The sequence below is a fragment of the Kitasatospora sp. NPDC091335 genome (assembly GCF_044757205.1).
Lineage (GTDB): Bacteria > Actinomycetota > Actinomycetes > Streptomycetales > Streptomycetaceae > Kitasatospora.
In genome coordinates, this window is sequence record NZ_JBIVUM010000014.1 from 140,854 (window position 1) to 167,584 (window position 26,731).

Annotated in this window: 24 protein-coding genes; 10 read left to right on the forward strand and 14 right to left on the reverse strand. The window is 73.2% G+C overall.

The annotated features are described in order from the left end of the window. The first annotated feature begins 160 nt into the window (after window positions 1-160). The gene (locus ACIQOW_RS27085; RefSeq protein ID WP_401089121.1) at window positions 161-883 is read left to right on the forward strand and encodes a FadR/GntR family transcriptional regulator; all 723 of its coding nucleotides are present in this window, start codon (window positions 161-163) and stop codon (window positions 881-883) included. A 64-nt stretch (window positions 884-947) separates the two neighbouring features. Further along, on the forward strand, window positions 948-2,219 hold the full coding sequence (locus tag ACIQOW_RS27090; protein ID WP_401089123.1) for a CynX/NimT family MFS transporter: 1,272 nt from the start codon (window positions 948-950) through the stop codon (window positions 2,217-2,219). A gap of 84 nt (window positions 2,220-2,303) precedes the next feature. On the opposite strand, the gene ACIQOW_RS27095 is transcribed toward ACIQOW_RS27090, so the two are convergent. The 4 genes from ACIQOW_RS27095 to ACIQOW_RS27110 are packed head-to-tail and all read right to left on the reverse strand — an operon-like array spanning window position 2,304 to window position 5,970. Continuing rightward, window positions 2,304-3,020 (reverse strand): ABC transporter permease, encoded by a 717-nt coding sequence (locus tag ACIQOW_RS27095; protein WP_401089124.1) that lies wholly within the window; start codon window positions 3,018-3,020, stop codon window positions 2,304-2,306. A 58-nt stretch (window positions 3,021-3,078) separates the two neighbouring features. Then, window positions 3,079-3,996: an ABC transporter ATP-binding protein gene (locus ACIQOW_RS27100; RefSeq protein ID WP_401089126.1), complete on the reverse strand. Its 918-nt coding sequence runs from the start codon at window positions 3,994-3,996 to the stop codon at window positions 3,079-3,081. A gap of 29 nt (window positions 3,997-4,025) precedes the next feature. Continuing rightward, window positions 4,026-4,925 carry an ABC transporter permease gene (locus tag ACIQOW_RS27105; RefSeq protein ID WP_401089128.1) on the reverse strand — a complete coding sequence of 300 codons (900 nt, stop codon included), beginning with the start codon at window positions 4,923-4,925 and terminating at the stop codon, window positions 4,026-4,028. After that, window positions 4,909-5,970 (reverse strand): ABC transporter ATP-binding protein, encoded by a 1,062-nt coding sequence (locus tag ACIQOW_RS27110; protein WP_401089129.1) that lies wholly within the window; start codon window positions 5,968-5,970, stop codon window positions 4,909-4,911. The genes ACIQOW_RS27105 and ACIQOW_RS27110 overlap by 17 nt, the downstream gene beginning before the upstream one ends. Before the next feature lie 217 nt (window positions 5,971-6,187). On the opposite strand from ACIQOW_RS27110, the gene ACIQOW_RS27115 reads away from it, so the two are divergent. From ACIQOW_RS27115 to ACIQOW_RS27130, 4 genes are read left to right on the forward strand one after another with little or no spacing between them, the layout of a single operon-like run. Then, window positions 6,188-6,631, forward strand: coding sequence for a hypothetical protein (locus ACIQOW_RS27115; protein ID WP_401089131.1), 444 nt, complete (start codon window positions 6,188-6,190; stop codon window positions 6,629-6,631). 14 nt (window positions 6,632-6,645) lie between these two features. Then, complete coding sequence (locus tag ACIQOW_RS27120) at window positions 6,646-8,928, forward strand: hypothetical protein (protein ID WP_401089133.1); 2,283 nt, start codon at window positions 6,646-6,648, stop codon at window positions 8,926-8,928. Further along, window positions 8,925-9,548, forward strand: coding sequence for a hypothetical protein (locus ACIQOW_RS27125; RefSeq protein ID WP_401089135.1), 624 nt, complete (start codon window positions 8,925-8,927; stop codon window positions 9,546-9,548). Before ACIQOW_RS27120 ends, ACIQOW_RS27125 begins: the two co-directional genes overlap by 4 nt. After that, complete coding sequence (locus ACIQOW_RS27130) at window positions 9,545-10,072, forward strand: hypothetical protein (RefSeq protein WP_401089137.1); 528 nt, start codon at window positions 9,545-9,547, stop codon at window positions 10,070-10,072. Before ACIQOW_RS27125 ends, ACIQOW_RS27130 begins: the two co-directional genes overlap by 4 nt. Window positions 10,073-10,154: 82 nt before the next feature. Here ACIQOW_RS27130 and ACIQOW_RS27135 read toward each other — a convergent pair whose 3' ends face one another. The 3 genes from ACIQOW_RS27135 to ACIQOW_RS27145 all read right to left on the reverse strand — a co-directional run bounded on the left by ACIQOW_RS27135 (window position 10,155) and on the right by ACIQOW_RS27145 (window position 13,975). Continuing rightward, window positions 10,155-11,927: a hypothetical protein gene (locus tag ACIQOW_RS27135; protein WP_401089138.1), complete on the reverse strand. Its 1,773-nt coding sequence runs from the start codon at window positions 11,925-11,927 to the stop codon at window positions 10,155-10,157. Window positions 11,928-12,119: 192 nt separating this feature from the next. After that, a complete protein-coding gene (locus ACIQOW_RS27140) occupies window positions 12,120-13,007 on the reverse strand; it encodes an LLM class flavin-dependent oxidoreductase (RefSeq protein WP_401089140.1) in 888 nt (295 codons plus the stop codon). 56 nt (window positions 13,008-13,063) lie between these two features. Then, window positions 13,064-13,975: a serine/threonine-protein kinase gene (locus tag ACIQOW_RS27145; RefSeq protein ID WP_401089142.1), complete on the reverse strand. Its 912-nt coding sequence runs from the start codon at window positions 13,973-13,975 to the stop codon at window positions 13,064-13,066. Between the two features lie 97 nt (window positions 13,976-14,072). Between ACIQOW_RS27145 and ACIQOW_RS27150 the strand changes: the two genes are divergently transcribed. The 3 genes from ACIQOW_RS27150 to ACIQOW_RS27160 all read left to right on the forward strand — a co-directional run bounded on the left by ACIQOW_RS27150 (window position 14,073) and on the right by ACIQOW_RS27160 (window position 16,256). Further along, entirely contained in the window at window positions 14,073-14,618 is a 546-nt protein-coding gene (locus ACIQOW_RS27150) for an RNA polymerase sigma factor (protein WP_401089144.1), read from the forward strand. Further along, complete coding sequence (locus tag ACIQOW_RS27155) at window positions 14,615-15,427, forward strand: hypothetical protein (RefSeq protein WP_401089146.1); 813 nt, start codon at window positions 14,615-14,617, stop codon at window positions 15,425-15,427. The genes ACIQOW_RS27150 and ACIQOW_RS27155 overlap by 4 nt, the downstream gene beginning before the upstream one ends. Before the next feature lie 94 nt (window positions 15,428-15,521). Then, window positions 15,522-16,256, forward strand: coding sequence for a hypothetical protein (locus ACIQOW_RS27160; RefSeq protein ID WP_401089147.1), 735 nt, complete (start codon window positions 15,522-15,524; stop codon window positions 16,254-16,256). Between the two features lie 158 nt (window positions 16,257-16,414). Here the strand turns inward: ACIQOW_RS27160 and ACIQOW_RS27165 are convergent, their stop codons facing one another. Further along, window positions 16,415-16,603 (reverse strand): hypothetical protein, encoded by a 189-nt coding sequence (locus tag ACIQOW_RS27165; protein ID WP_188299315.1) that lies wholly within the window; start codon window positions 16,601-16,603, stop codon window positions 16,415-16,417. Between the two features lie 161 nt (window positions 16,604-16,764). Here ACIQOW_RS27165 and ACIQOW_RS27170 point away from each other — a divergent pair, with 161 nt between their 5' ends. Beyond that, window positions 16,765-17,607: an HAD family hydrolase gene (locus ACIQOW_RS27170; RefSeq protein WP_401089149.1), complete on the forward strand. Its 843-nt coding sequence runs from the start codon at window positions 16,765-16,767 to the stop codon at window positions 17,605-17,607. Between the two features lie 66 nt (window positions 17,608-17,673). On the opposite strand, the gene ACIQOW_RS27175 is transcribed toward ACIQOW_RS27170, so the two are convergent. The 6 genes from ACIQOW_RS27175 to ACIQOW_RS27200 all read right to left on the reverse strand — a co-directional run bounded on the left by ACIQOW_RS27175 (window position 17,674) and on the right by ACIQOW_RS27200 (window position 26,517). Further along, window positions 17,674-18,609, reverse strand: a complete 936-nt coding sequence (locus ACIQOW_RS27175) for a phosphate ABC transporter ATP-binding protein (protein ID WP_401089152.1) — start codon at window positions 18,607-18,609, stop codon at window positions 17,674-17,676. A 23-nt stretch (window positions 18,610-18,632) separates the two neighbouring features. Next, complete coding sequence (locus ACIQOW_RS27180) at window positions 18,633-19,544, reverse strand: sortase (RefSeq protein ID WP_401089154.1); 912 nt, start codon at window positions 19,542-19,544, stop codon at window positions 18,633-18,635. Beyond that, on the reverse strand, window positions 19,541-21,379 hold the full coding sequence (locus ACIQOW_RS27185; RefSeq protein ID WP_401089156.1) for a substrate-binding domain-containing protein: 1,839 nt from the start codon (window positions 21,377-21,379) through the stop codon (window positions 19,541-19,543). The genes ACIQOW_RS27180 and ACIQOW_RS27185 overlap by 4 nt, the downstream gene beginning before the upstream one ends. A gap of 38 nt (window positions 21,380-21,417) precedes the next feature. After that, window positions 21,418-22,662: a phosphate ABC transporter permease PstA gene (pstA, locus tag ACIQOW_RS27190; protein ID WP_401089157.1), complete on the reverse strand. Its 1,245-nt coding sequence runs from the start codon at window positions 22,660-22,662 to the stop codon at window positions 21,418-21,420. 70 nt (window positions 22,663-22,732) lie between these two features. Then, window positions 22,733-23,764: a phosphate ABC transporter permease subunit PstC gene (gene pstC / locus ACIQOW_RS27195; RefSeq protein ID WP_401089158.1), complete on the reverse strand. Its 1,032-nt coding sequence runs from the start codon at window positions 23,762-23,764 to the stop codon at window positions 22,733-22,735. Window positions 23,765-23,874: 110 nt separating this feature from the next. Then, window positions 23,875-26,517 (reverse strand): hypothetical protein, encoded by a 2,643-nt coding sequence (locus ACIQOW_RS27200; protein ID WP_401089160.1) that lies wholly within the window; start codon window positions 26,515-26,517, stop codon window positions 23,875-23,877. Window positions 26,518-26,731 lie beyond the last annotated feature (214 nt).

A 26,731-nucleotide genomic window follows, 5' to 3' on the forward strand; every position in this document is an offset into this window, starting at 1 on the left:
CGGTGGGACGCGGGGACCACTTGTCCGCGCAGCGGCCGTCCGGAGGGACGATCGGGTGTTCACGTGCTGTTCAGGGGTGGGTTGTAGGATGACCGGGCAAGCGGTTGTAGGATGACCGCCGACCGATGATGACGTGTGCGGTGACGACGGGAGGTCCGGCATGAGCGGCGGTCTGCAGGCGGCCGGACGGCGCTCCCTGGTCGACACCACGATCGAGCAGCTGCGGGGGCAGCTCGCGGCCGGGGCGTGGCCGGTGGGGTCGCGGATTCCCACCGAGCACGAGCTGGCCGAGCGGTTGCAGGTCGGCCGGAACACCGTGCGGGAGGCGATCCGGGTGCTGGTGCACGCCGGAATGCTGGTCTCCCGGCAGGGCGAGGGGACGTTCGTCCGCTCCACCAGCGACCCGGCGTCCGTGCTGCGCGGCGTCCAGCGCTCGGGCATCCGGGACGTCCTGGAGGTCCGCGCGGCGCTGGAGACCGAGGGCGCCCGGCTGGCCGCGCTGCGGCACACCCCCGAGGACGTCCGGCGGATGCGGGCCGCGCTGGCCCGCGAGGCCGAGGTGTTCGCGGCGCACCCCGAGCGGGCGAGCCGCGAGGCCACCGTCGAGCACGACCTGGAGTTCCACACCGCCGTCGTCGAGGCCGCGCACAACCCCGCGCTGACCGAGGTGTACCGCTACTTCGGCGCCTCCGTGCGCGAGTCGATGACCTCCGCCTTCGGCGACCACGAGATGCCCGAAGCGGTCGTGGCCACCCACGAGGCGCTGGTCGACGCGATCGAGAGCGGTGACCCGGACCTCGCCGAGGCCGCGTGTCGTGCGCTGCTCGCCGAGCCGACCGCGGCCGTCGAGCAGCTGCTCGCGGCCATCGCGGCCCGGAAGTAGGACGGCGCGAGCCTCCCCTTCCGTCGTCCGCTTCCACGCACATTCACGAAAGAACAGCACACCCATGGCCGTCACCCGCGCCCAGCAGCCGGTTGCCACCACTCCTGCCCCGCTCCCCGTCCGCGCCCGGCTGGCCCATCCGTTCCTGCTGCTGACCGGCATCGTGCTGGTCGCGCTGAACATGCGCGCCTGCCTGGCGGCGGTCTCCCCGATGGTCGGCGAGATCCAGCGGACTTTCGGCCTGTCCGCCACCGCGAGCGGGCTGATCACCACCGTGCCGGTGCTGTTCCAGGGCGTCGGCGCCCCGCTCACCCCCCGGCTGACCCGCCGCTTCGGCACCGAAAGGGTGGTGCTCGGCGCGGTACTGGTGCTGGGCGCGGGCGTGCTGCTGCGGGTGCTGCCCTCGGTGGCGGCCCTGTACGCGGGATGCGTGGTGATCGGCGTGGCCATCGCGGTGCTGAACGTGTCGATGCCGGGCCTGGTCAAGCGCGAGTTCCCGGACCGCGCGGCCACCATGACCGGCGTCTACTCGACCACCATGCTGGTCGGCGCGACCCTCGCCGCCGGCACCTCCGTCCCGCTGGAGCACGCGCTCGGCGGCGGCTGGCGGGCCTCGCTCGGCGCCTGGTCGCTGCTCGCGCTGGTCGCGGCGGTGGCCTGGCTGCCGCAGGTGCTGCGCTCCCGGCAGGAACGGCAGGAGCAGCAGGGGCGGCCTGGGACGGCGACCGCGGCCGCCACGGCCGGCAAGCCGATCGAGGGCATCTGGAAGTCCCCGCTGGCCTGGCAGATCAGCCTCTTCATGGGCATCTCGTCGCTGCTGGTCTACACCCTGGTCGCCTGGATGCCGACCATCCTGGCCGACCACGGCATGGATCGCGGCCAGGCCGGCCTGGTCTTCGCCTTCTCCAACCTGGTGCAGGTGGCCGGCGCCTTCCTGGTGCCGCTGATGGCCGGCCGGATGACCAGCCAGCGCGCGCTGGCGGTGACCATGGCCGTCCTGAACGGGCTGGGCATCGCGCTGCTGCTGGTCGCGCCGGTCTCCGCCGCCTGGGTGTCGGCGACCATCCTCGGCGTGGCCCAGGGCGGTTCGCTGGGCCTGGGCCTGGCGTTCATCGTGCTCCGCACCCGCACCGCGGGCGGCGCCGCCCAGCTGGGCGGGATGTCGCAGGCGATCGGCTACCTGGTCGCGGCGGTCGGCCCGGTCGGCGCCGGTGCGCTGCACCAGCTGACCGGCGGCTGGGACGCCACCCTGCTGCTGATGCTGGTCCTGGTGCTGGTGGTCGGCGCGGCCGGCTGGGGCGCGGGCCGCGACCGCGCCCTCGGAACCGCCTCCTGAACCACCCGCCGGCCCCGCCCGGGCCGCGCCCCGCGGATCACCGCCGTACGGATCACCACCGTGCGGCGGTGATCCGTACCGGGCTCACTCCTCGCCCGCGAGGGTCAGCCCGGCCAGCTTCACCGAGGCGAACACCGTCGCCCCGACGGTGACCGCCAGCAGCAGCGGCACGGCCGCTCCGAGGGAGACGCTCGCGGTGATCGCGTCCTCCCCCGCGACCGCCCCGGCCACCGCCCGGCCCCACTGCTGGATGCTCAGCGTCCGGGCGCCCTCGACGTAGTTGCCGACCAGCGACTCCCAGATCAGGGCGTACGCCAGCCCGGCCACCACGGCGTGCCTGGTGACCACGCCGAGCAGCAGGAACAGCGCGCTGTACGCGGCCCCGGCGACCAGCACCGCCACGGTGTAGCCGAGTGCCACGCCGTCCTGGGTGCCGTAGAGGATCAGCCCGGCCAGCAGCGTCGGGACCACCGAGAACAGCCAGGTGACGCCGATCGCGACGGCCAGCTTGGTGGTGACGATCCGCCACCGGGGCAGTGGCTTGGCGAGCAGGTAGACGATCGAGCCGTCGTCGATCTCGTTGGCGATCACGCCGGTGCCGACCACCAGCCCGAGGATCGGGACCAGGGTGCCCAGGCCCAGCTCTCCGACGATCTTGAGGGTCATGCGGTGCTCGTCGGCGTCCGATCCGGCGGCGATGGCCGCGGCGACCAGCAGCAGGACGGGGGCCACCAGCAGCAACAGGCCGCGGCGGCGGCCCAGCAGCCCGCGCAGGGTCAGCCTGGCGACGGTGGGGTTCATGGTCGGTCGGCCCCTTCCTGGGTCCGGTTGGTCGGTGACAGCACGGGGTCCGGGGTCCTCATGTGGAGACCAGGTAGGAGAAGACGCTCTCCAGCGATTCGTCCGCCGGGGAGACGGTGTACAGCCGGATGCCGGCCTCCCCGGCGACCCGGGGCAGCAGGGTGGTGAAGCCCTGGAAGTTGACCGCCTCGATCCGCAGCGCCCGCTCCCGCTCGTCCACCTCGATGCCGGAGGTGGAGCCGTCGGCGATCAGCGCGGCGGCGAGCCGGCGGTCGTCGCTGGAGCGGACCAGGTAGCGGTGCGGGCGGTCGGTCATCAGCCGGCGGATCCTGCGGAAGTCGCCCGAGGCCGCGTGCCGGCCGGCGACCACCACCTCGATGTGCCGCGCCAGCTGCTCGACCTCCTCCAGGATGTGGGAGGAGAACAGCACGGTGCGGCCGTCCGCGCCGAAGCGGCGCAGCAGCTCCATCAGCTGGAGCCGCTGGCGCGGGTCCATGCCGTTGAAGGGCTCGTCGAGCAGCAGCACCGACGGGTCGTGGACCAGGGCGGAGGCCATCTTGACCCGCTGCTTCATGCCCTTGGAGTAGGTGCCGGTGCGGCGGTCCTTGGCGTAGGCCATCTCCACCAGGTCCAGCGCCCGGCGGGCGGCGGCACCCGGCTGGGGCAGGCCGTGCAGTTCGGCGTTGGCGAGGACGAACTCCCAGCCGGTCAGGTAGTCGTACATCGACTCCCGCTCGGGCACCAGGCCGATCTGCTCGTACACCCGCTGGTTGCGCCAGATCGGCGCGCCGTCCAGGGTGACGGAGCCGCTGGAGGGGGCCAGGAAACCGCTCATCATGTGGATGAGGGTGGACTTGCCCGCGCCGTTCGGCCCGAGCAGGCCGGTGATGCCCGGGCCGATGGACATGGTGATGTCGTTGACCGCGACCACGTTCCCGAACCACCGGGAGACCTTGTCGATGCTGATGGTGGCCATGCCGCCCTCTCTCAGACCCTGCTGTCGAATCAGACGCGGCTGTAGCGGCGCAGCAGCAGCCGGTACGAGCCCGCCACCATGGCCACCGCGACGAGCGCGAACACCACCAGACCGAGGCCGCCGGGCGCGTGCCGGCGGTCGAAGCCCTCGCCGAGCCCGAACAGCTCGTTGACCACGGAATCCACCAGCAAGGTGGGCGAGATCAGCCCCGACCACTGCATCGCGTCGCTGCCGCCGTTGGAGGGGTTGCTGATCCCCACCGCGATGGCGCCCAGCGCGGTGCTGACCGTCAGGTAGCCCATGATGGCGGCGACCCCGAAGCCCCGGCGCGGGGTGGTGGCCGCGATCAGCACGGCCACCGAGGTCGGCACCAGGGCGTACAGCACGGCCGCGGCCAGGCCGTACAGGAAGTGCCCGGTGTTGTGCCCGAAATCCATCCCGCCGAGCAGCGAGCCGACGTACAGCACCAGCAACGGGGCCGTCATCAGCAGCAGTTGGGCGCAGACCATGGCGCCGAACTTGGCCCGGACGTAGTCGGAGTGGGTGATCGGGCGGGAGAAGTAGAGCGGGACGGTCAGGTAGCGCAGGTCCCGGGAGAGCAGCACCGGGGCCTGGGAGGCCAGGAAGACCGAGACCACCAGGCTGAAGTTGGAGAGGTAGCCGGCGTACTCGACCGGCAGCTCCTCCCGCTTCATCACGATCGCCAGCGCCACGAAGATCACCGCGGGCAGCGTCATGACGCCCAGCACGAGCATCGGCAGCACCTTGGACTTGCCGGAGCGGCCGAGGCCGTACGCGGCGCGCAGGCTCTGGGTGAAGAGCGCGCGGGTGGCGTAGGCGCGGCCGAGCCGGGGGCCGGCGTAGCCGCGGTAGCCGATGTCGTGGATGACGCCGGTGTCGGTGGGCCTGGTCTCAGGAGGCAGCGCCATCGTTCGTCCCTCCCTTGCTCTGCTCGGTGTCCCTGCCCCGGCCGGCGTCCTGGGCCTCGTCGGCCTGCTGGGCGTCGGCCTGTTGGGCGTCGGTGTGCTGGGCGTCGGTGTGCTGGGCGTCGTCGGTGAAGAGCTCGGCGACCCGGTGGCGGCGCTGCTCCAGCCGGACCAGGCCGAGGCCCAGACCGGCGACGGTGTCGCGGATCGTGTCGTACGTCGAGTCGTCGGCCAGCCGGACCAGCAGCAGGTGCGAGCCCTCCGACTGGACGGACAGGCCGGCCGCGGCGAGGCGCTCGCGCACCAGCGGCCCCGGCTCCGCGCCGTGGTCCTCCGGGAGGTCGGTGACCTCCACCGCGAGGACGGCCGTCGCCTCGGTGAAGGAGGCGGTGGAGGAGGAGCGCAGCAGCTTGCCTCCGTCGATCACGACCAGGTGGTCGCAGGTGCGCTCCAGCTCGCCGAGCAGGTGGGTGGTGACCAGCACCGAGATGCCGAAGTCGGTGTGCACCCTGCGGATCAGCCCGAGCATCTCGTCCCGGCCGGCCGGGTCGAGGCCGTTGGTCGGCTCGTCCAGCAGCACCAGCTTCGGGTCGTGCACCAGTGCCTGGGCGAGTTTGACCCGCTGCTTCATGCCGGTCGAGTAGCCGCCCATCGGGCGGTACCGCTCCTCGTACAGGCCGACGTGCCGCAGGGTGTCCGCGGTGCGCTCACGGGCCGCGGTGGCGGGCAGGCCCGCCATCCGGGCCATGTGCACCACGAACTCGGTCGCGGAGACGTCCGGTGGCAGGCAGTCGTGCTCGGGCATGTAGCCGACCTGCGCGCGGATCTCGGGGCCCCGGGTGGCGATGTCCAGGCCGAGGACCTCGCCCCGGCCCGACGTCGCCGGGGCCAGCCCGAGCAGGATCTTGATCAGTGTGGACTTGCCCGCGCCGTTGGCCCCGACCAGACCGACCACACCCGGCCGCACCTCTACGGTGAGCTGGTCGAGGGCGGTGACGCGGGGAAACCTCTTGGTGAGGCCGTCCGTCTTGATGACAGCTGTGGACACGTCGACCAACGTAACGGTCCTGTCCGGCAAGGGGCATGAGCTGGAATGACGAGGCCGTCTGCTGCTGCGGTATGACGTCGGGCCCCCGCACCCCTAGGGGGTCGGCAAAGGCGGAACCCGCCTGTACTCTTTGTCGGCATCTTGACGTACTTGCCGAACTCTTTGCCGACGGGGGTGCTGGAGCAGCAGCGCTCCGGCACGGAGGGGATCGATCGACATGTCTGACCGGGCGACCGCGTTCGACCGGATGATGAACCCTTGGGCCTATGACGCGGACGGGAACCTGACCGCCCAGGCCCGCGCCCAGGAGACGGCCCGCACCCGGATCAACTCGGCCTCGGCGGCCGGTGGCGGCGGTGGCGGCGGTGGCGGTGGCTTCAGCGCCGACCCCGGCGCGCTCACCGCCGCGGGGAACAGCTCCGACCAGATCCACGCCCGGCTCAACGCCGACGGGCGCGGCGCCGACGAGGCCACCGCCAAGGTCTCCACCGCGCTCGCCGACTGGAGCACCGGCAAGGCCGCGCAGGGCGTCGCCGGCACCTGGGACCAGTGCGTCGCCGCCCTCGGCGCCACCGTCGGACAGACCACCCAGGCGCTGCGCGCCACCGCCGCCGGCTACCGGCAGAACGAGTCGGCCGTCCAGCACGACCTCGGCGCCTGAGAGGACCCCCAGCGATGGTCGACTTCCACGAACTCAGCACCGCCGACTTCGGCGTCCTGGACAACGCCGTCACCGCCTGGACCACCGTGGCCCAGAAGATCAAGTCGATGGACGACGACTGGGGCAGCACGGTGATCGCCAAGGTGAACTCCGCCTGCTGGAGCGGCCCCTCGGCGGACCAGGCCCGCCCCGGACTCCAGCGCACCAACGAGCAGTTGACCGCCGCCGTGACCGAGGCGAACGCCTTCGCCTCGATCTTCAAGGAGGCGTCGACCGAGTTCAAGGCGGCAAAGGCCAAGCTGGACAAGGCCGTCGCGGACGCCCGCGCCGCCGGACTGACCGTCACCGACAACGGCACCGTCAGCTGGCCCCCGGCCGACTCCGCCACCCGGCACGACCACGAGGCCCTCCGGGACTACCAGAAGGAGTGGGGCGCCAAGGCGGAGGCCGCCCGCAAGGCGATCGACGCCGCCGTCGCCGAGGCCACCGCCGCCGACGAGCGGATCGCCTACGCGCTGCGCGCCGACAGCACGACCGACCCGCAGAAGTCCTTCAACGGCAAGGCCATCGGCGGCGGCCCCGAGGCCGACGGCAAGCGCGCCGCCCGGCTCGCGGCCAGGGGCGGCGACATCACCGAGCCCGAACTCACCGAGCTGAACTCGCTGCTGGCCTCGCACGGCGACGACCCGAAGTTCGCCACCAAGTTCTACCAGGACCTCGGCCCGGACGGCCTGATCAAGTCCTGGAACGGCATGGTCGGCGACCCGGCGCACCCCCGCGACGACAAGGACCCGCGCTGGAAGGCCTACCAGCGGCTCCAGAAGAACCTGGGGCTCGGCCTGGCCACCGCCACCCGCACCACCAACGAGCCGCACCTGTCCGACGAGTGGGCCGCCGCCCTGCGCAAGGCCGGCTCCCAGCCGGTCTGGGACAAGCCGTACCGGGCCTCGGGCCTGGACTACGTGCCGTACGGCTACCAGGTGCTCTCCGGCATCCTGATGAACGGGAACTACGACGCCCACTTCATCAACCCGATCGCCGAGCACGTCACCCAGCTCGACACCCAGGACAGGTACTGGCCGGCCCCGATGCCCGGCTCCAGGATCCAGGGCTTCAACCTGAGCGGAGGCGACGAGGCGGGCTCCGGCTTCCGCCCCACCACCGCCGTGCTGGAGGCGCTCGCGCACAGCCCGGAGGCGGCCGACACGTTCTTCACCGAGCGGCCGACCGCGTACAACGAGGACGGCACGGTCAACCAGGGCGGCAAGCCCAAGCCCTCGGACTACTTCGACTACTACGCCCACGACAAGGACTGGATCCCGGACACCACCTCGCGGGACTCCACGGTGTGGGACCAGAGCAAGCAGGCCGGGCCGGCCGCCTTCGGCCGCGCCCTGGAGGCCGCCACCACCGGCCACCCGTACGACGAGCCCGGCCCCGTCCCGCCGGAGCGGCACACCACCGAGCAGTCCGACCTGATGAAGCGGGTCGTGGACACCTTCGGCCGGCACGGCGACGACGGCGCGCTGGACGACATCAAGGGCGACGGCAAGCTCGCCGCCATGCGGGGCAGCCTCGGACACATGACCGCCGAGTACATCGGCGACGTGCAGAACTCCCTCTCCCACGGCACCGACCTGCCGGTCAACGGCTCCCCCGCCGCTCTCGACGCCTCCTCCGTGGCCGGGCTGCTCGACGCGCTCGGACGCGACCCGGACGCGTACGGCGCGGTGACCAACGCCAACCAGGCGTACACCACCGCCCTCATCCGCGGCCACCTGGACAGCGGGCAGACCGACTTCGCCCGGCTGGAGTCGGACATCAAGCACGACGCGGAGTCCGGCGGCGTCGTCGGCGGCTACCTCAACCAGGCCCGGGTCGACGAGGTGCACAACCAGCACGCCGCCTCCGACAAGGAGTTCAACGACGCGCTGGAGAAGAACGTCGGCTACGGCAAGACCGCCTTCAACTCCGTCATCGGCACCGTGACCGACAAGATCCCGCTCGGCGGCGAGATCGCGGGCGAGATCGTCGACTCGATCGCCGAGAGCGTGATCGAGGCCAACAAGAAGGACACCACCGAGGACGGGCGCCAGGAGAGCCGCAACCACACCGCCGAGGCCGAGGGCCGGGTGGCTCGGGGGGCCGACCAGGCGGTCAGGGACGCCGGCTCCGGCACCGGGGTGACCCGCCAGGACATCGACCGGCTCGCCAACAGCGCCCGCGACAGCTCCCTCCAGGGCATGGCGCGCGGCACGGCGAACAACGTGAGCACCAACGCGAAGGGCGACGCGTGAGCGGACTCGCGGCCCGCTGGGCCCGGCTCCTGGCCGGCCGGTGGGCGGGGCGGTGGGCCGGCCGGTGGGCGGGGCGCCTCCACGATCCGCTGCTGCTGCCGGCCGTGCTGGTCGTGGCGGTGGCGGCCGCCGGGTACATCGGTTACCGGGACTGGCAGGGCCACCGCCCGGTCGAGGCCGCAGGACGGTCGGCCCAGCTCTGCCGGCAGCCCACCGGCGCCGACACCCCGCTCGGACGGCTGCTGCCGCCCGGCCGGCAGGACTCCGAGGAGCGGATCCGCTCCGGCGTCCGCGCCACCGACCAGCAGACCTGCACCGTCCGGATCGACGGACGCACCGTGCTCACGGTGACGTCCGTCCTGCGCACCGGGGACATCGCCCTGACCTCCGCGGACGCCCGGCGCCGGGACGCCCGCCCCTTCGACGTGCCCGGCCTGTCCGCGGCCTGGCCGGGCGGCGCCGTCGCGGCCCAGTACTGCCTGACCGGCCCGAGCGGCTACGTCGAGGTGCAGGTCACCGCCGGGGAGGCGGCCCGCGCCGACGGTGCGGACGGCCTCGACGCCCTCGAACAGGTCGACCGCGCCGCCCTGGCGGCGCTCACGAAGGAGCTCTGCCGGTGAAGCACCCCCGGGCCCTGACCGCGGGCGGCGCCGCGCTGCTGCTCGGCGGCGGCCTGCTCGGCTGGCACCTGTACCTCGGCCACACCGCCTACCGGCCGCCGGCCGTCGCCCTGTCGCACGGCGAGTGCCTCGGCCTGCTCGACGACCCGGACGTCACCGCGCTGCTCGGCGGCGCTCCCCGGGTCTACGTACAGACCGACCACCGGACGGCGGACGCGACCACCCCGGCGTCCGTCCGGTGCTCGGTCAACGGCGAGGGCGGGCTGCTGCTCACCGCCGAAGCCTCGGTCGGCGCCGAGCTGACCGGCGGCGACAGCCGCGGGGCGGCCAACTTCGAATGCGTGCTGGACGGCAGGAGCACCGGCTACCGGGCCGTGGTCAGGCTCACCGGCAAGGACGGCAGGGCCCTCGCGGACGAACCCGGCCGCAAGCGGATGGGCCGGCTGGCCGGCGGCTTCGCCGAGCGCGCCGCCGGGAGGCAACTCGGCTGCGCGGGCGGCGCCGAGCGGCTCGACGTGATGTGAGCCGCCCGGCGCCGTACGCGGTGACGACGTACGGCGACGGGGGTGCCTCCCACAAGGCCGGCACCCGTCGGTCGCGGAGGGATCAGGGACGGCCCGCGGCGGTCCGCGTGGCCATCACGGGCAGCCCCAGCGGGTTCACCAGCGGGGTGCCGGAAGCGGCCCCGGAGGCGGACGGCGCCGCGGCGGCCGACTTGCCGGTCACGGCGGCGGCCGACTTCGCGCCGATACCCGTGGTGTAGTACCCGAACATGTCGACCACCAGGTCGGTGCTGCCGACGTGGTTGAAGAAGTCCACGTACCCGTTGGCGCCCACGGCGGCGTTGACCATGTTGGGGATGGTCTGGCCCGCCGTGAAGTTCAGGTTGGAGGCGTTCGGCAGCCCGGCGCCGGTCGGGGCCGAGTCCGCGGGCCCGGCGTCGGGGTACACCGTGACGTAGCTGTCCATGGTCGGGTTGGTGGCCGTCACGTTGAGCAGCAGCGAACCGACCCCCCGGTCGCGCGGCTTCATGCCCCAGCCGAGCAGGGAACTGCCGCCGGGGATCGGGCCGCCGCCCTGACGGCTGTCGTACTGCCGCACAGGGGTGCCGGTGACCAGCACGCCGTCGGTGGTCTGGCCGCTGGTGTCCGGGACGAAGTAGCCGGAGGCGTCGACCACGATGTCGACCGGCGCGAACGCCGAACTGAACACGTCCACCAGACAGTCGGTGCCGAGCCGGGCGATCGCCGTGTTGGAGATCGTCTGCCCCCGGCCGAAGTTGAGGCTCGACGAGTTCGGCAGCGCCTGCCCGTGCGGGTAGACCGTCAGGAAGCCGACGTCCTGCGGGTCGGTGACGGTCACGTTGAGCGCCGCCGCCGTCGCGTCGTACGGGATCCTGGCCTGCCTGCAGAGGTCCACCGTGACCGTGCCGCGGGCCGGCACGTGGGTGGGCCTGGTGTCCAGCACCCGCTTGGGGCTGAAGCCGGTGTAGACGGCACCGGTGGTGTCGGGGACGTAGTAGCCGGTGATGTCGGCGACCAGGTCGAGGTTGCCGTCCGAGCCGTTGAGCAGCTCGACGGCGCCGCCGGCACCGAGCTGGACCGTCACCGCGTTGGGGACGGTCTGCCCCGCGGTGTGGTTCAGGTTGGAGGTGATCGGGGCGGGCCGGCCGGCCGGGTAGACGGTGACGAACCCGGCGTCCCCGGCGTTGGTCGCGGTGACGTTCATAACGACGGCGACGGCGTCGGCCGGAACGCCCGCGGTGCCCGCGACCTTCAGCGAGGCGACACCGCGGCCGCGGAGCGTGCTGCCGTTGCGGGTGTCCAGCACGCGCTGCGGCGCCACCGCCACGTAGGTGCCCGCGCTGCCCACCGAGACGTCCAGCGGCTTGGCCAGCGGAGTGCCGACCGCGCCGAAGCTGTGCGTGCCGTTCGCGTCGGTGACGGCGATCTCCAGCGCGTACAGGCCGGCCTGGCAGCCCGCCGGCAGCGCGCCGTTCGGGCCCTGCGTGGTGCCGGCCGGGGCGAACGACAGGTCCAACGAGACCGTCGTCGCGAAGGTGCCGGCCGGGAAGGCGGCCGAGGCCGTCGGCGCGCAGCCCGGGGCGACCGGCCCGTGACCGGTCACCGTGACCTGGGAGATCGCGACCGAGTCCGACACCTGGAAGGACACCGGGACGCTGCCCCCGGAGGGCGGCACCTGGCGCTGGAAGGACACCTCGCCGATCGAAACGGCGTCGGCCGGACCAGTGCCGGCCGGACCACTGTCGGCGGAGGCCGCGGGCGCGGCCAGGCCCGCCACGGCGAGCCCGGTCACCGCCGCCAGCGCCACCGCGGTGGACCGGCGCGGCCGGATGCCCCTGGATATCTCTCTGGTCATGCCGTCCTTCGTCCTGGACTCGACACACTCGGCCGGGGCATGAGGAATCCGCGACTCCGGAACCCACCCCCCGGGAAATCGCCCAGATCCTAGCGGCCCCCGGCGACAACGACCTGGCCCGAGCACCCCTGGAGTGCTCGGGCCAGGCCGTTGTCGCCGCTCAACGCGTCCGCCACTCAACGCGTCCGCCGCTCAACCCAGCTGGGCGAGGCCCTCGGTGGCGATCCGCTCGAAGACGGCGAGGTCGTTCTCGAAGATCGAGTCGGGGACCGGCCAGTGGATCACCAGCTCGGTGATCCCGATCTCCCGGTAGGTGCCCGCCCAGTCGACGAACGCGTCCAGCGAGGCCAGCGGCCGCTCCGCGGTCGAACCCTGGAGCAGCACCTTCTCCAGCCCGGCCACGTCCCGGCCGGCCGCCTCACAGGCCGCGGTCAGCTTCCCGACCTGCGCCGCGACCACACCGGGAGCCTGCTCGACGGGCACGTCCGCCGGGCCCTTCGGGTCGCCGTACGTCACCCAGCCCTGCCCGTACTCGGCGGCCAGCCGCATGCCGCGCGGCCCGGCGGCCGCCACGTAGAACGGCAGCCTCGGGGTCTGCACGCAGCCGGGGACGTTCCGCGCCTCGACCGCCGAGTAGTACGTCCCCTCGCGGGTCGTGGCGTCGTTGCGCAGCAGCTCGTCCAGCAGCGGCACGAACTCCCCGAACCGGTCCGCCCGTTCCTTCGGCGACCACGCGTCCTGCCCCAGCGCCGTCGCGTCGAAGCCCGTCCCGCCGGCCCCGATCCCCAGCGTGAACCGCCCACCGGACACGTCGTCCAGCGTGATCAGATCCTTCGCCAGCATCACCGGGTGCCGGAAGTTCGGCGAGGACACCAGCGTGCCCAGCCGCAGCCGCTCGGTGGCCGTGGCCGCCGCCGTCAGCGTCGGCAGCGAGCCGAACCACGGCTCGTCCTGGAACGACCGCCAGCTCAAGTGGTCGTACGTGTAAGCGGCGTGGAACCCGAGTTCCTCGGCCCGCCGCCAGATCTTCTGCCCCTCGCTCCACCGGTGGATGGGGAGGATCACCGTGCTCAGTCGCATGGCAGCGACCCTACGGTAGCCGTCAGCGGCCGGGGCCCTCCGACTTGACGACCGCTTCAGCGCCGCAGCCAGCTCAGCAGGGTCGCCGCCGTGAACGCCGTGGCCGACGCCAGCCAGACCGCGCGCGGGGTCAGCCACCCGGGGCCTTCCGGCGGCCGGGACTGCGGGACCGGAGCCAGCAGCGCGTCCGCGAAGGCCTGGGCGGTCGGCGGTCGGTCCGCCGGCTCGACGGACATCGCGGCCCGTAGCAGCACGGCGACGTTCGGCGGGAGCTCCGCTCCGGCGGGGAGCGCCGGCAGCGTCGAGGCGGTCTGCCGGTCGGTCATCAGGGCTGTGGCGCGTCCGCCCGGGCCGAACGGCTTCTGCCCGGTCAGCAGCTCGTAGGCCACGACGGCCAGCGCGTACACGTCGGCCCTCCCGTCGAACCCGCCGGTCTGGAAGGCCTGTTCCGGTGCCATGTACGCGGGCGTGCCCGTGGTCACCGTCAGCCCGGAGGCGTCGGCCAGTTGCTTGGCGCTGCCCAGGTCCGCCACCAGCACCGCGGCGGGCGCGGGGCCGGCGGCGAGCAGCAGGTTGGACGGCTTGACGTCGCGGTGCACCACGCCCGCCTCGTGCAGGACCTGAACCGCGTAGCCCGCCTCCGCGGCCAGCCGCAGCGCCTCCTGCGGGTCGCACTGCCCGACCCGGTCCGCCAGGGTGCCGCCACGTACGTGGTCCATGACGAAGTAGGGCCGGTCCTCCTGCACCCCGACGTCGTGCACCCGGACCACCCGCGGGCTGGCGATCCGGCGCAGCAGCCTCGCCTCCGCCAGGAACCGCTCGCGCACATCCGCGTTGGCGGCCCAGTTCTCGGCCAGCACCTTCACCGCGACCTCGGTGTCGAGCTCCGGATCGTAGGCCTTCCAGACCGTCGCGAAGGAGCCGGCTCCGAGCCGCTCCTGGAGGAGGTAACGGCCGAGCTTGCGCATGTGGCAGCATTCTGCCGGAGTCGGGGGGAGTGCGGAACTCCCGTTCGACGGGCGGGGTGCCAGACGGTGCCGGGCGGGGCGGAACGGGGGGATCCGGGTGTTCGAGGACGGCGAGCTGGAACGGCTCGTGGCGGCCGCTCAGGCGGGGGAGCCCGGCTCGACGGAGTACCTGCTGGCCAAGCTGCGGCCGGTGGTGCTGCGCCGCTGCTCGCGCTTCCTGCCCCACCACGCCGACGCGGAGGAGGCCGCGCAGGACGCGCTGCTGTCCATCAGCACGCACCTCGGCGGGTACGGCGGCCACGGCTCCTTCCTGGGCTGGGTGACGGTGATCGCCTCGAACGCCGCCCGGTCCACCTACCGCTCGATGCGCCGGCGCGCCGAGGACAGCCACGCCGACCTCCCCGAGTCCGTCGACCCGCGTACCACCAGCGTCATCGCCGGGACCCGGCTCGACCTGATGGAGGCGCTGGCCGCGCTGGAGCGGCAGCACCCCACCCTGGTGGAGGCCTTCGTGCTGCGCGACCTCGGCGACCTGACCTACGTCCAGGTGGCCGAGGAACTGGACGTTCCGCTGGGCACGGTCAAGGACCGCATCCACCAGGCCCGCCGCTTCATGCGCGAGCGCCTGGTCACCGGTCTGTGAAGGGCGGTCCCGCGGTGGGCGGCGGCCACGCCGTCGTCCGGCCCCGGTCCGCCGTCGCCGCCCTGGTCGCCGCCGCCACGCTCGGGCTGGTGACCGGCCGGTTCGTCCTGCCACCGCCCTCGGGCGCGTCCGCTCCCGCGACGCCCGACGGGTCCGTCCCGGCGCCCGGGACCTCGGCCTCCGGCTCACCGACCGGTGCGACCGGTGCGACCGGTGCGACCGGTGCGACCGGGCCGGTGACGACCGCGAACCTTCTGGAGCCCGCGGCGTTCGGCCCGGACCTCGACACCGGGCGGATCCACGTCACCGACCGCTTCGGCGACGGGGCTTACGCCAACGCGGCCTGCTCCGGCGAGAAGACCCTCACTCAGACCCTGGGCGGGCCCGGTGCCCACTTCCGCGGACTGATGACCGGCCCCCGCACCTCCCCGGAGGACCCCACGCGGTCCGCCGACCACGACGGCCAGGTCGCCCGCGAGGTCGCCGCCGCGGCCCAGAGCCCTTCCCTGGCACAGAACTTCGCCGACCGCCTGCTGCTGGAGGAGGTGCCCTGCCAGGAGGCGGCGCCGGGGCACTGGGTCTACGGAAGGACCACGACGGTGCGGCTCGCCCCGGACGTCACCGCGAGCTGGATGGGCAGCTACCAGGGATCCCTCAACACCACCCGTACGGCGCCCGAGGGCAAGGAGCCCTGCGGCGGCATCGCCGTGCTGCGCAGCGGCAACCACTACGCGGTGCTGGAGGTCGATGCCTGCCTGGGGACGGCCGCGATGGACCGTGTGGTCAGGACCGCTCTGTCACAGCTGTGAAACAGCCGGTCCGGGCTCCAACTTTCCCTTCTCCGGCGGCATCTCCCCGGTCGTACGAGGACGCAGCAGGCGTCCCGACCAGCAGGGGGACCAGATGACCGAGAACCAGGCCGTCCAGCAGAAGTCCGTTCGCCGCAACCGGGTCGCCGCCGCGGCCTGCTTCGCCGCCTCACTGATCACGGTCAGCGTCGTCGGCGGGAGCCAGTCGGCCACCGCCGACGGGACCGCGCCCGACGCCGCGCACCGTGCCGCGGTCGCCGCCCAGCCGGTCACCGGCGCCACCGCCCACCCGGCCGCGGTCGCGGCCGCCGCGCCCGGACTCGGCTCCGCCGGCCTCGTCCAGAGCGAGGACTCCTCCCGGCAGGGCCTGAACCCGGTCGGCGCGACCATCGATCTGACCGGACGCGAGGGGCTGTCCGCCTGCTCCGGCGAGGAGACGATGCGCGGCCTGACCGCGGGCAAGGCCACCGGGTACGCGTCCGTGACCTGGACCTTCGACACCGACAGCCGACTGAAGGAGTCGGCTGCGAGCGCCCCCACCGGGACCGCGGCCGACAGCTGGGAGAAGCAGCTCGTCGCGCTCGTCCAGGAGTGCCAGGACGAGCCCGCCGGCCACTGGTACTACGGCGCGGCCCACACCCTGACCGTCAACGGCGGCACCGCCCGCTGGTACCTGTCCTACAACGGCGACGGCGCCGTCAGCGGCGGGGCCGCGGTCCTGCGTACCGGCACCAGGGTCGCCGTCGTCGAGCTCACCGGCCGGCCCACCGACGTCCCGGCCTCCGTCGAGGGCGTCGTCACCGCGGCACTGAACCGCCTCCGCTCCTGAACGGCGGCCCCGCACCGCCCGCGCCGGCGGGCGGAGCGGGTCAGGGGTATCACGTCCACTGGGCGTCCGATCGCCCGTAGCGGTGGGCTGTGCCTTCGAGGGCCCGTGAGCGGGCGCGGCCGTGGGCGGGTGGGCCGGTTGCGGGCCCCGGCCGGGCGCTACGGGTGGGGGCGGGTGCGCTGGGCGGGGAGGGAGGGGGCGGCGGTGCGGCGGGCCAGGTCGGCGAGGGTGTGGAAGAGGACGTCGCCGAGCAGGACCGGGTCGCGCGAGGCGGCGGGCGCCTGCGGGTCGCCGGGGTCGGGGCGGGCGGTCTGGGGCGGCTGGTCACTGAGCTGGCGTGTGGGCATGGCTCTTCCTGCCGACGGGGTGGCCGTGGGCAGTCATGCCCGGCGTGTCCTGCCGGGGACCACCGGCGCGGGCGGATCGGCCGGAAACGGCGCATGAAGGGCTTGATCACGGCGAGGACGGCGGCCGGGCGCGGGCCCGTGACGGTGACCTCGGGGCACCGATGGGCGAAGATGGACCGGTGACCGAACCGCGCACCGCCCTCCGCCTCATCGCCACCGACCTGGACGGCACCCTGCTCTGCTCCGGCGGCACCGTCTCCGACCGCACCGCCGCGGCGCTGGCGGCGGCCGAGGCGGCCGGGGTGCAGGTGGTGTTCGTGACCGGGCGGCCGCCGCGCTGGATGCGGCAGGTGAGCCCGCACATCGGCGGGCACGGGGTGGCGATCTGCTCGAACGGCGGCGCGGTGGTGGACGTGCGGCGCGGCGAGCTGCTGGAGAGCTTCCCGCTGCCGGTGGAGACCACCCTGGCGGTGGTCGAGGCGCTGCGGGCCAGGCTGCCCGGCACCGCGTTCGCCTTCGAGTACCCGGGCGGCTGGGCCAGGGAGGCCGGGTACGCGGTGCCGATGTGGGGCGACGAGCTGGAGCACGAGGTCGGCAGCGCGGAGGAGCTGCTGGGTGCCGGCGGTCCGGTCCGGGGCCTGTTCAAGCTGCTGGCCAAGCACCCTGACCTCGACCCGGACAAGTTCCTCGCGGAGGCCGGGGAGGCGGCCGGGCACCTGGCCGAGATCACCCGCTCCGCGGCGATCCCGCTGCTGGAGATCAGCGCGCCCGGCGTCACCAAGGCCAGCACGCTGGCCCGCTGGTGCGCCGGGCGCGGGATCGACCGGAGCGAGGTGGTGGCCTTCGGCGACATGCCGAACGACCTGGAGATGCTGGCCTGGGCCGGCACCGCCTACGCCGTCGCCAACGCGCACCCGCGGGTGCTGGCTGCGGTGCCGCTGCACACCGTGAGCAACGAGCAGGACGGCGTCGCGGCGGTGCTGGAGCGGCTCCTCGGCCGGTAGGGCCGCAGGAGCCGCCCCACCGGCCCGGACCGGCACAGCCCGGACCGGCACAACCGGCTGGCCGGCCTAGCCGAAGCGGCCGTTGACGTAGTCCGAGGTCCGCTGGTCGCGCGGGCTGCCGAAGATCTGCTCGGTCGGCCCGGCCTCGACGATCCGGCCCGGGGTGTCGTGGGTGGCCAGGAAGAACGCGCAGGACTGCGAGACGCGCTGGGCCTGCTGCATGTTGTGGGTGACGATCACGATGGTGAGCCGCCCGCGCAGTTCGTCGATGGTCTCCTCGACCCTCCGGGTGGAGGTCGGGTCGAGCGCGGAGCAGGGCTCGTCCATCAGCAGGATGTCCGGCGAGACGGCCAACGACCGTGCGATGCACAGGCGTTGCTGCTGGCCGCCGGAGAGCGCCCCGCCCGGGGTGTGCAGCCGGGTGGACACCTCGTCCCAGAGCCCGGCCCGGCGCAGGCTGGTCTCCACCAGGTGCCGGCGCTCCTCCTTGGAGACCTTGATCCCGGCCAGCTTGAGCCCGCTGGAGACGTTGTCCTGGATGGACATCGCCGGGAACGGGTTGGGCCGCTGGAACACCATGCCGATCCGGCGCCGCACCTCGGCGGGGCGCCGGCCCGGCCGGTAGACGTCGTCGCCGTCCAGCAGCACCTCGCCGGCGAGGGCGGCGCCGCGCACCATCTCGTGCATCCGGTTGAGGATCCGCAGGTAGGTGGACTTGCCGCAGCCGGACGGGCCGATCAGCGCGGTGACCTCGCCGGCCGGCATCGCCAGCGAGACCCGCTCCAGCACCTTGCGGCTGCCGAACCAGGCGGAGACCTCCCGGGTCTCCAGCCCGGCCAGCGGCTCGCCGTCCTGGTACCGGCCGTCGGCGCCGTACGGCTCCGCGCCGTACGTCCCGGCGGGCGGCGCGGGGGCGACCGGGGGGAGGGTGATGGTGTCGGCGACGGGGTCGGCCGGTGAGGAGTCGACCAGGGGGGTGTCGGTCAGTGGTGCGTCGGTCATCGGAACGGTCCTCCGGGCGCGCGTCAGTAGAGGTTGGGCAGCAGGGCGGCGGCGTTCTCGTAGACCGCCCAGAGCAGCGCGGCGGCCACCGGCGCGAGGCTCAGGTACGCGGCCGAGCGCCGCCAGAACCGGGCCAGCACCAGGGCGCCGGCCACCGTGCCGAGCAGGCCGAGCGACCACAGCTGGAGCGTGGCCAGCGCGCCCTTGTCCGCGGCAAGCGCCTTGTCGTACGGGATGGTCGCGGGGCGACCGCCGGGGTTCTGCTGCGGGTCGCCCTCCAGCCGGGCGCCGATCAGCACGGTGGAGCCGGGGATCCAGTCGGAGTCGCCGGTGACCAGGACGAGCCGGTTGCGGGCCGGGTCGACGACCGGGTGGTCGCCGTCGCCGTACACGTTGACGGTGTAGGTGAACTTGCCCTGCCCGGTGGTGGCTTCGATCTTGTCGCCGACCCGCAGCCTGGACAGGTCGGCGAACGGGGCGCCGAAGGTGGCGCCGCGGCCGAAGACCACCGCGACCCCGCCCTGGCCGGGCAGCGCGGTGTCCCTGCGGTGGCCGGGGCCGCGCATCAGGTCCCGGCCGGTGGTGCCCTCGACCACCACGGCCTGGTGCAGGCCGATCGCCGGGATGTCCAGCAGCGCCACCGGGGCGCCGTCGGCGGCCGCGCCGGTCGGGGCGACCGCCTTGGCCAGCTGGTCGCGGAAGGTCTTGTACGCGGTCGACTGGTAGTGCCGCTGCTGGACGTGCGAGAGCGTGAACAGGAAGCCGACGAAGCCGAGCACCAGCGCGGCCGCCAGGCTGACCGCCCAGGCGCCCTGGAGGAACCGCCGCCGCCCGGCGGAGACGGCGGCCCTGGCCGGGGCGGCGGGGGTGACGGGGGCGGCCGGCCGCTCCGGCGCGGGCGGCGCGACCGGCTTCTCCAGCACCGGGGCGGTCACGAGGTGCCGCCCGAGCCGTTGCGGCGGCGCAGCAGCCGGCGGCCGAGCAGCGGCGGGACGAGCACCACGGCGAGCAGTTCCAGCGCGGTCAGGGAGGACAGCATCCAGTCCTCGGGCCTGCCGCTGACCTCGACCACGTTGGCGGCCACCTCGGTGGATCCGCCGCGGCCGCGGGCGACCACCTGGCCGGTCTGCGGGTCGATCACGTCCTCGGTGCCGTCACCGCCGGCGCCGGGCGCGTTCGGGTCACCGGCGGCACCGGCAGCACCGGCCGCGTTCGGGTCACCGGCACCACCGGCGGTACCGCCGGCACCGCCCGCCGCGTTCGGGTCACCGGCACCACCGGCGGTACCGCCGGCACCACCCGAGCCGGAGCCGCCCGCACCGGTACCGGCCTTGCCGCCGGCGGTGCCGCCGGCCCCGCCGGAGCCACCGTTGCCGCCATTGCCGCCGGTGCCGCCGCCCGAACCGGCGTTCGTCGCCTGACCGCCGCAGTTGGCCCCCGCGTCCTTCTTGTCGCACGGGTTCGGCGCCGGCGCGTTCTTGAGGACGGTCAGCTCACCGGCCGAGTTGAAGGTCGGGTTGGCGCAGTTGGCGAGGGTGTCCGGGTTCACCGGGCTGGCGTTGCCGGGGATGCTCTTGGTCTGGAGCAGACCGCCCTTGACCAGGCCGCGCGGGATCGGCGAGTAGCCGAGGCCGTCCGCCTCGCCCTGGCCCTCGCAGAGCACGTAGGAGAGGAAGCGGCTGAGCGCGGAGCCCTTGTCGTTGTTGAACCGCGGCGGCACCGGCTGGGCGGCCCCGGCGCGCGGCACGATCACGTAGCTGTAGCTGGAGATCGGGTAGGCGCGCGGGTCGTCCATGGTGTAGACGCCGTCGAGGTTCTGCTGGAGGTAGTTCGGGTCGGTCGCCGGGGTGTTGTCGTCGACGCCGCGGATCTTCGCCGCGGTGAGCGCCACCGCGACGTTGGAGGCGGTCGGCAGGGAGTAGTAGCCCGCCGCGTTGAGCACCTTGACGACCGGCCAGTTCGAGCGCTTGGCGAAGGCGTACTCGTCGTAGCCGATGGTGCCGAGGTTGTTCGGCTCCTTGATGTAGCCGGCGACGGTGTCGGAGCTGCTCTGCGCGGTCATCCGGCCGGAGGACGGGAAGAACTCGGTGTAGTCACCGCAGGGGACGCCGTTGACGCCCTTGCAGTAGGCCTCCCACTGCTGCTGGTGGGTGTGCTGCATCCACCGGGTGAACTGCGCGGTGGCACCGGAGCCGTCCGAGCGGACCACCGGGGTGATCGGCAGGTTCGGCAGGGTCTTGCCGTAGTCGGCGGTGATCTTCGGGTCGTTCCAGTTGGTGATCTTGTTGGTGAAGATGTCGACGACCGTCTGCGGGGAGAGCCGCAGGTCGCGGACCTGCTTGCCACCGACGACCAGGTTGTACATGAAGGTCGTCCCACCGGCCGTGATCGGCACGTAGGAGTAGCCGTAGACCGGGTTCTCCTTGGTGCCCTGACCGCCGCTGCGGCGCTCGCCGCTGAGGCCGGTGTCGTCCTGCGAGCGGAACGGCACGTCCGTGGCGGTGAAGTCGTCCTGCCCGAGGCTCCAGGCGTTGCGACCGGCCGCCGAGCCGATCGGGTTGAAGTTGATCTGGATGCCCAGCGGGCCGACGTCCTGGCGCCACTGGTCGATGGCGGGGCCGGCCCAGCTGGAACCGTCGGCGTTCAGCGCGACCGAGGCCGCGTACGCCGGGACGCTCTGTCCCAGCAGCAGGGAGGCCGCGGCGAGCAGCAGGGACAGCAGCCCTGCCGCCAGTCGGGCCACGGAGCGCCTTGCGGCCTCCCAGGACATGTGAACTCCTCTGGTTCCGAGGGTGGTTGTACGGCGCATCACTGCTTCTTCGGCTGGTTGACGGACGGACGGGCGACGGCGGCCGCGGCAGCCGCCTCGAGGCGGCGGGCGTTGCGATTGAGCTCGCGCTTCTGGGCCCGCGTCAGCTGGCCGGGCTGCCGTCCGCCGAGCACACGGGCGGTGACGAAGAGGATCAGCACCAGGCCCATGAGGGTCAGTGCGGCGGCGAAGCCTCGCGAGATCATTCCGTCGTAGGGCTGCTTGACGTAGTTCCAGATGTACAGCGGCAGCGACACCTGGTGCTCGGAGAACGGGTTGCCGTTGAACTGCGAGGTGAAGCCGGAGGTGAGCAGCACCGGTGAGGTCTCGCCGACGCCGCGCGCCATGCCGAGCACCACGGCCGTCATCAGGCCGGGGCGGGCGGTGGGCAGCACCACGTTCCACACCGTGCGCCACTGGCTGCCGCCCAGTGCGTACGAGGCCTCGCGCAGGGTGCCGGGCACCAGCCGGATGACCACCTCGGAGGCCCGGGTGACGATCGGCATCATCATCACGGTGAGCGCGAGCGAGGCCGCGAAGCCGCTCTTCTCGAAGCCGAAGGTGATGATCACGATGCCGAGCACGAAGAGCCCCGCGACGATGGACGGCAGCGCCGTCATCGCCTCCACCAGGGTCCGCACCGGCCGCGCCATCCGGCCGCCGACCTCGGACATGAAGACCGCCGCGGCGATGCCCAGCGGAACGGCGAACAGCGTTGCCAGGCCGAGCTGTTCGAGCGATCCGACGATCGCGCCGAGCGCACCGCCGGAGTCGATCGGGGAGAGCGGGCCGGTGCGCTCCATCGACTCGGTGAAGAAGTTCAGATGGCTCGCCGCTTCGATGCCCTTGCTCGCCACGAAGCCGATCTGGTCGACGATCAGCGCGACGACCGCGATCCCGGCGCTCCACGCGACCACGGACACCAGGCGTTCGCGCACCAGCATCGCGCCCCACTGAAGCCGGCCCAGCGCGAAGTAGCCGGCCAGGAACAGCGCGTACCAGCAGATCACGAAGCCGGAAGCGCCGCTGAACGGCAGCACGCGCTCGTACAGCAGCCAGTTCAGCCCGAGCGAGCCGACCAGGGCGCCGGCCATGGTGAGGACGTCCTCACGCGTGACGCCGCCGAGCTTGACCTTCTTCTCGGGGCGGGGTTCGCCGGGCCCGGCCGGTGCGGGACCGGCGGCGGGCACCGGACCGGCGGCGGGCCCGGACGCCGCGGCCGGCGGCAGGTCGAGCGTGGTCATCGGGTGGTCCCTTCACGGTGGTTCGGGCCGCGGTCGGCCGGGAGGCGGAGAAATCGACCGTCCGTCATGTTCAGTCCGCCGTCGAGGCGCCGGAGCGGGACCGGTTGATCACGAAGCCGGCCCCCACGTTGACCACCAGGGTGAGCGCGAACAGCACCAGGCCGGCCGCCATCAGCGCGGAGAGCGAGAGCTTGTCCGACTCGCCGAAGCGCAGCGCGATCAGCGCCGAGATCGAGTTGGCGCCGTTCTCCAGGATGTGCGTGATGGTCTTGAAGTTCGGCGAGATGATCAGCGCCACCGCGATGGTCTCGCCCATCGCGCGGCCGAAGCCCAGCATCACCGCGCCGATGACGCCGCCCTTGCCGAACGGCAGGACGACCGTGCGCACCATCCCCCAGCGGGTGGAGCCCAGCGCGTACGCGCCCTCCCGCTCGCCCTGCGGCGCCTGGGAGAAGACCTCCCGGCTGAGCGAGGTGATGATCGGAATGATCATCAGGGAGACCACCACGCCGGCGATGAAGGTCGAGGAGGTGTAGGAGGTGCCGATGTCCCCGGTGCGCACCTTGAGGAAGGGGATGTACTCCCCCAGGTGGTTGGCCATCCAGCGGACGAAGCCGACGATCCTCGGCTGGAGGAAGAACAGGCCCCACAGGCCGTAGACGATGCTGGGGATCGCCGCCATCAGGTCGATCAGCGAGATCAGCGTGGCACGCAGCCGCGGGGGCGCGTACTCGGCGATGAAGACCGCGGTGCACAGCGCCACCGGAACGGCGATCACCAGGGCGATGACGGCGATCAACAGGCCGTTCGGCAGCACGGCGGCGATACCGAAGTTGTGGGCGGCGGTCTGCCACTTCTGCTCGGTCAGGAAGGACCAGCCGACCGTCCGGAAGGCGTCCGTGCCGCGAAGGAGCAGGAAGAAGGCGATCAGACCCATGATCGCGAACACCGAGAGCCCGGCCACCCGCAGCACGCCGCGGAACACCCGGTCGGCCGGGGTGGCGGGGGCGGTGATGACGCGGGGAACGTCGGTGTCTGGTCCGCGATCGGGTCGGCCCGGCGCCCCGGCGGGCGTTGCCGCGGGCTCGGCGGCGGCTGTCATGGCTGCATCTCCGTGCTCGGGTACGGAGGCCGGGGCGGAGCCCAGGCCCTGAGGGTGGCCCGGCGGGGCCGGAACGGCGGCCCCGCCGGGTCGTACGGACGGCGTGCGCGTCACGGACGGCGGCGCACCCGCGACCAGCCCTTGCGCAGGCCGTTCAGCGCCCGCTCCCCGGCCGGCGTGCCGCCGAGGATGAGCGCCGCAGGGCCGCCGACCAGCAGCACCAGGCCACCGATCAGCGCGACCGGGAGCAGCAGCCTGGCCGCGCCCGAGCGGTCCGCGGCGGGCGTCCCGGCCGCCACCGGTGCGGCGGCCAGCGGGCCGCCGCTCGCGCTCGGCGTGGCGGTGGGCTTCGCGCCCGGCGCGGCGGCCGGGGCGACCGCCCCGGTGCCGCCGGTGGTTCCGGTACCGCCGGTGGAGCCGCCGGTGAGGCCGGAGCCGGACGAACCGTCGCCGGTCGTGCCGCCGGTTCCGCCGGTACCGCCACTGCCGTCGGTGCCCCCGGTGCCGCCGGTGCCGCCGGTGCCCCCGGAACCCTCACCGGAGCCGGACGAGCCGGTGCCCCCGGTGCCCCCGGTGCCGGCCGCACCCTCGCCGCCCTCGGCGGGCGGGGTCGTCGGGGCGACCTGGTTGCCGGGCAGCTTGCCGTCCTGCGCCTCCACGTGCTTGGCGGCGTCCGCCGCCTGCTGGCGCTGGGCGCCGTTCAGGGCCAGGAAGCCCGCCGCCAGCTTGCCCGGCTCGAAGCCGAACACCTGGCCGGTGGTGGTCACCGTCTTCAGGAACTGGGAGACCGCCCCCGCCTTGGCCTCCGGGAGGCCCTGGGTGGGCACCATCGCGTACTGCACGGTGGTCAGCGGGTAGGCCCGCTGGTCCCGCGAGAAGGCCGTGTCGGCGACGCCGTACGGCAGTTGCTGCACGCCGGTGGCCGGGTCGGTCGGCATGTCGGCCACCGCGGCCTGGAAGCCGGAGCCGTCCGGTGAGACGAACTGGCCGGCTGGGTTGAGCAGTTGGGCCTCAGGCAGGGAGAAGGCCTTCGCCTGGCCGGTGTCCATGACGGTGAACAGCGTCCGCTCACCCGGCGGCATGGCCGGGCAGGCGGGATGGGTACCGTCCCCGTTGAGTCTCGCGACCGTGCAGTTGGGCGTGTTCTGGAGGAGCTTGCGGGCCATGTCGCCCAGCCCCATCGTGTTGGGGTTCCACTCGTACTGCTTCCACCGGTCGAACGGGTCTTCGGTGGCCCCGGCGATGCCCGAGGAGTCCTGTCGGATGAAGGACTCGACCGGGTACCCGGAGAAGGTGGGACGCAGGTAGAAGGTGTCCACGTGCATGCCCCACGGGTCGGGCTCGCCGTCCAGGAAGCGTGCCGCGTCCGGGTCCGACACGATCCACGAGGTCAGCTGGTGCACCAGGTCCGTGGTACCGCCGACGACCGTCGGGCTGGAGTTGGCGGTGCTGCAGAACGTCGGCCAGGCCAGCCCGGAGGCCGGCGGAAGGACGTTGAGCTTCAGGAACTCCGGATCCTTGAAGAAGCAGTCGGGGTTGCCCCGGACCGAGGCGATGTCGGAGCTGGCCGGCGAGTAGGACTGGGTGAGCAGCTTCGCCAGCAGCCGGGCGTTGAGCTTCATGTCGCGGATCTGACGGCCCGTCCCCGGATCGTCCACCACGAAGACCACCGAGATGCCGGTCGTCGTCAGCGGGGCGTAGACGTACGGCCTCGCCGGCGGCTCCCGGTCCGGCCGGGCGGTCAGCGCCACGTCCTTGCGGCCGCCCAGGAAGTCCTCCCGGGCCTGCGGCTCCCCGCCGGCCGAGCTGTACTGAAGCGCGAGCGGCGCGCTGCCCTGGCAGAGGCCGGCCCGCCACTGCTGCATGGCCCGGTTGGCCATCTCCAGCCCGGCCAGCGTCATGTCGGCGGTCCGGCCCTCGCACTCGGCCGGGGTGGGCGCGAACTGCAGCGGGATGGCGACGTGGTTCTGCCACGCGCACTGCTCGCTGGTGGTGAGCTGGTTGCGGACGTTGCCCTGGCCCATGACCTTGTCGGTCGCCGTCGGAACGTACCCGTCGGCGGTGACGTCGGCGTCGTGGTTGTCGCAGTTGGTCTTGCCCTTGCGGTTCCAGATCGCGATGCTGTCCCCGCCGTAGTTCGGCTCGACCACGATCGAGCACGGGTGGGTGGCGTCACACCCCAGCGTCGGGCTCTGCACCGCCGTCCAGACCTCGATGTTCGCGAAGCCGGAGCCGTCCGGCCCGGTCGGGGAGAGGGCCATGTTGCTCGGGAAGTCCGGCGTCGTGATGCCGGGCGCGGGCTTCGGCTGCTCGAAGCCCTTCTCCGGGTCCGTGTTGTACAGCGTGCTCCCGTAGCAGTCCGTGATCTTGGGGTCGGCGCCCCGGCACTGGTAGACCCTGACCGGGTAGCGCGCCAGGTCCCCGAACACCGGGGTGACCGGCACCGGCGCCCCCATGAAGTCCACGGTCGGGGTGAACCCGGTCCAGGACACCTGGATGACCTGGTTGGTCAGGTTCTTGGTCTGCGAGACGGTGATGCTGCCGTGAGGGCCCTTCGACTGGCTCTCCGGGATCCAGACCTCCGGTCCCTCCACGGTCGTGGCGGACCCGGTCGCCGCGGTGGCCGGTGCCACCGTGCCCAGGCCGATGGGCACCACGCCGAGCGCGACCACCACCGACCACACCAGCGCGATCGACGGCAGTCGGCGTCTCCACCCCCCCGGTTCTCTCCGGACGGGCAATCGGACTCTCATGACGGGCACCTCCGTGCGGATCCGCGCCGCCGGGATGCGCGACGCGAGGGGGATCGGGCTGCGGGCGCGACCGGCGATTCCGGTACGCATCCATTCGGCCCGCCACACATGGCCGGATCCGGTCGCCCACGTGTACGAGGGCCCAACGCGGCGACTCCGTAGCGGAATTGGCCAATCCACACGGGGAGGCCCGCACCTGACGGCGCGGGCCTCT

Bases quoted from the DNA above. Each gene is read 5' to 3' on its own strand.
- ACIQOW_RS27105 (WP_401089128.1), bottom strand. From the start codon at position 4,925: ATGGCGCTGCCTCCTGAGACCAGGCCCACCGACACCGGCGTCATCCAC.
- ACIQOW_RS27095 (WP_401089124.1), bottom strand. From the start codon at position 3,020: ATGAACCCCACCGTCGCCAGGCTGACCCTGCGCGGGCTGCTGGGCCGC.
- ACIQOW_RS27135 (WP_401089138.1), bottom strand. From the start codon at position 11,927: ATGACCAGAGAGATATCCAGGGGCATCCGGCCGCGCCGGTCCACCGCG.
- ACIQOW_RS27100 (WP_401089126.1), bottom strand. From the start codon at position 3,996: ATGGCCACCATCAGCATCGACAAGGTCTCCCGGTGGTTCGGGAACGTG.
- ACIQOW_RS27185 (WP_401089156.1), bottom strand. From the start codon at position 21,379: ATGTCCTGGGAGGCCGCAAGGCGCTCCGTGGCCCGACTGGCGGCAGGG.
- ACIQOW_RS27140 (WP_401089140.1), bottom strand. From the start codon at position 13,007: ATGCGACTGAGCACGGTGATCCTCCCCATCCACCGGTGGAGCGAGGGG.
- ACIQOW_RS27160 (WP_401089147.1), top strand. From the start codon at position 15,522: ATGACCGAGAACCAGGCCGTCCAGCAGAAGTCCGTTCGCCGCAACCGG.
- ACIQOW_RS27090 (WP_401089123.1), top strand. From the start codon at position 948: ATGGCCGTCACCCGCGCCCAGCAGCCGGTTGCCACCACTCCTGCCCCG.
- ACIQOW_RS27175 (WP_401089152.1), bottom strand. From the start codon at position 18,609: ATGACCGACGCACCACTGACCGACACCCCCCTGGTCGACTCCTCACCG.
- pstC (WP_401089158.1), bottom strand. From the start codon at position 23,764: ATGACAGCCGCCGCCGAGCCCGCGGCAACGCCCGCCGGGGCGCCGGGC.
- ACIQOW_RS27145 (WP_401089142.1), bottom strand. From the start codon at position 13,975: ATGCGCAAGCTCGGCCGTTACCTCCTCCAGGAGCGGCTCGGAGCCGGC.
- ACIQOW_RS27085 (WP_401089121.1), top strand. From the start codon at position 161: ATGAGCGGCGGTCTGCAGGCGGCCGGACGGCGCTCCCTGGTCGACACC.
- ACIQOW_RS27200 (WP_401089160.1), bottom strand. From the start codon at position 26,517: ATGAGAGTCCGATTGCCCGTCCGGAGAGAACCGGGGGGGTGGAGACGC.
- ACIQOW_RS27170 (WP_401089149.1), top strand. From the start codon at position 16,765: ATGGGCGAAGATGGACCGGTGACCGAACCGCGCACCGCCCTCCGCCTC.
- ACIQOW_RS27115 (WP_401089131.1), top strand. From the start codon at position 6,188: ATGTCTGACCGGGCGACCGCGTTCGACCGGATGATGAACCCTTGGGCC.
- ACIQOW_RS27165 (WP_188299315.1), bottom strand. From the start codon at position 16,603: ATGCCCACACGCCAGCTCAGTGACCAGCCGCCCCAGACCGCCCGCCCC.
- ACIQOW_RS27120 (WP_401089133.1), top strand. From the start codon at position 6,646: ATGGTCGACTTCCACGAACTCAGCACCGCCGACTTCGGCGTCCTGGAC.
- pstA (WP_401089157.1), bottom strand. From the start codon at position 22,662: ATGACCACGCTCGACCTGCCGCCGGCCGCGGCGTCCGGGCCCGCCGCC.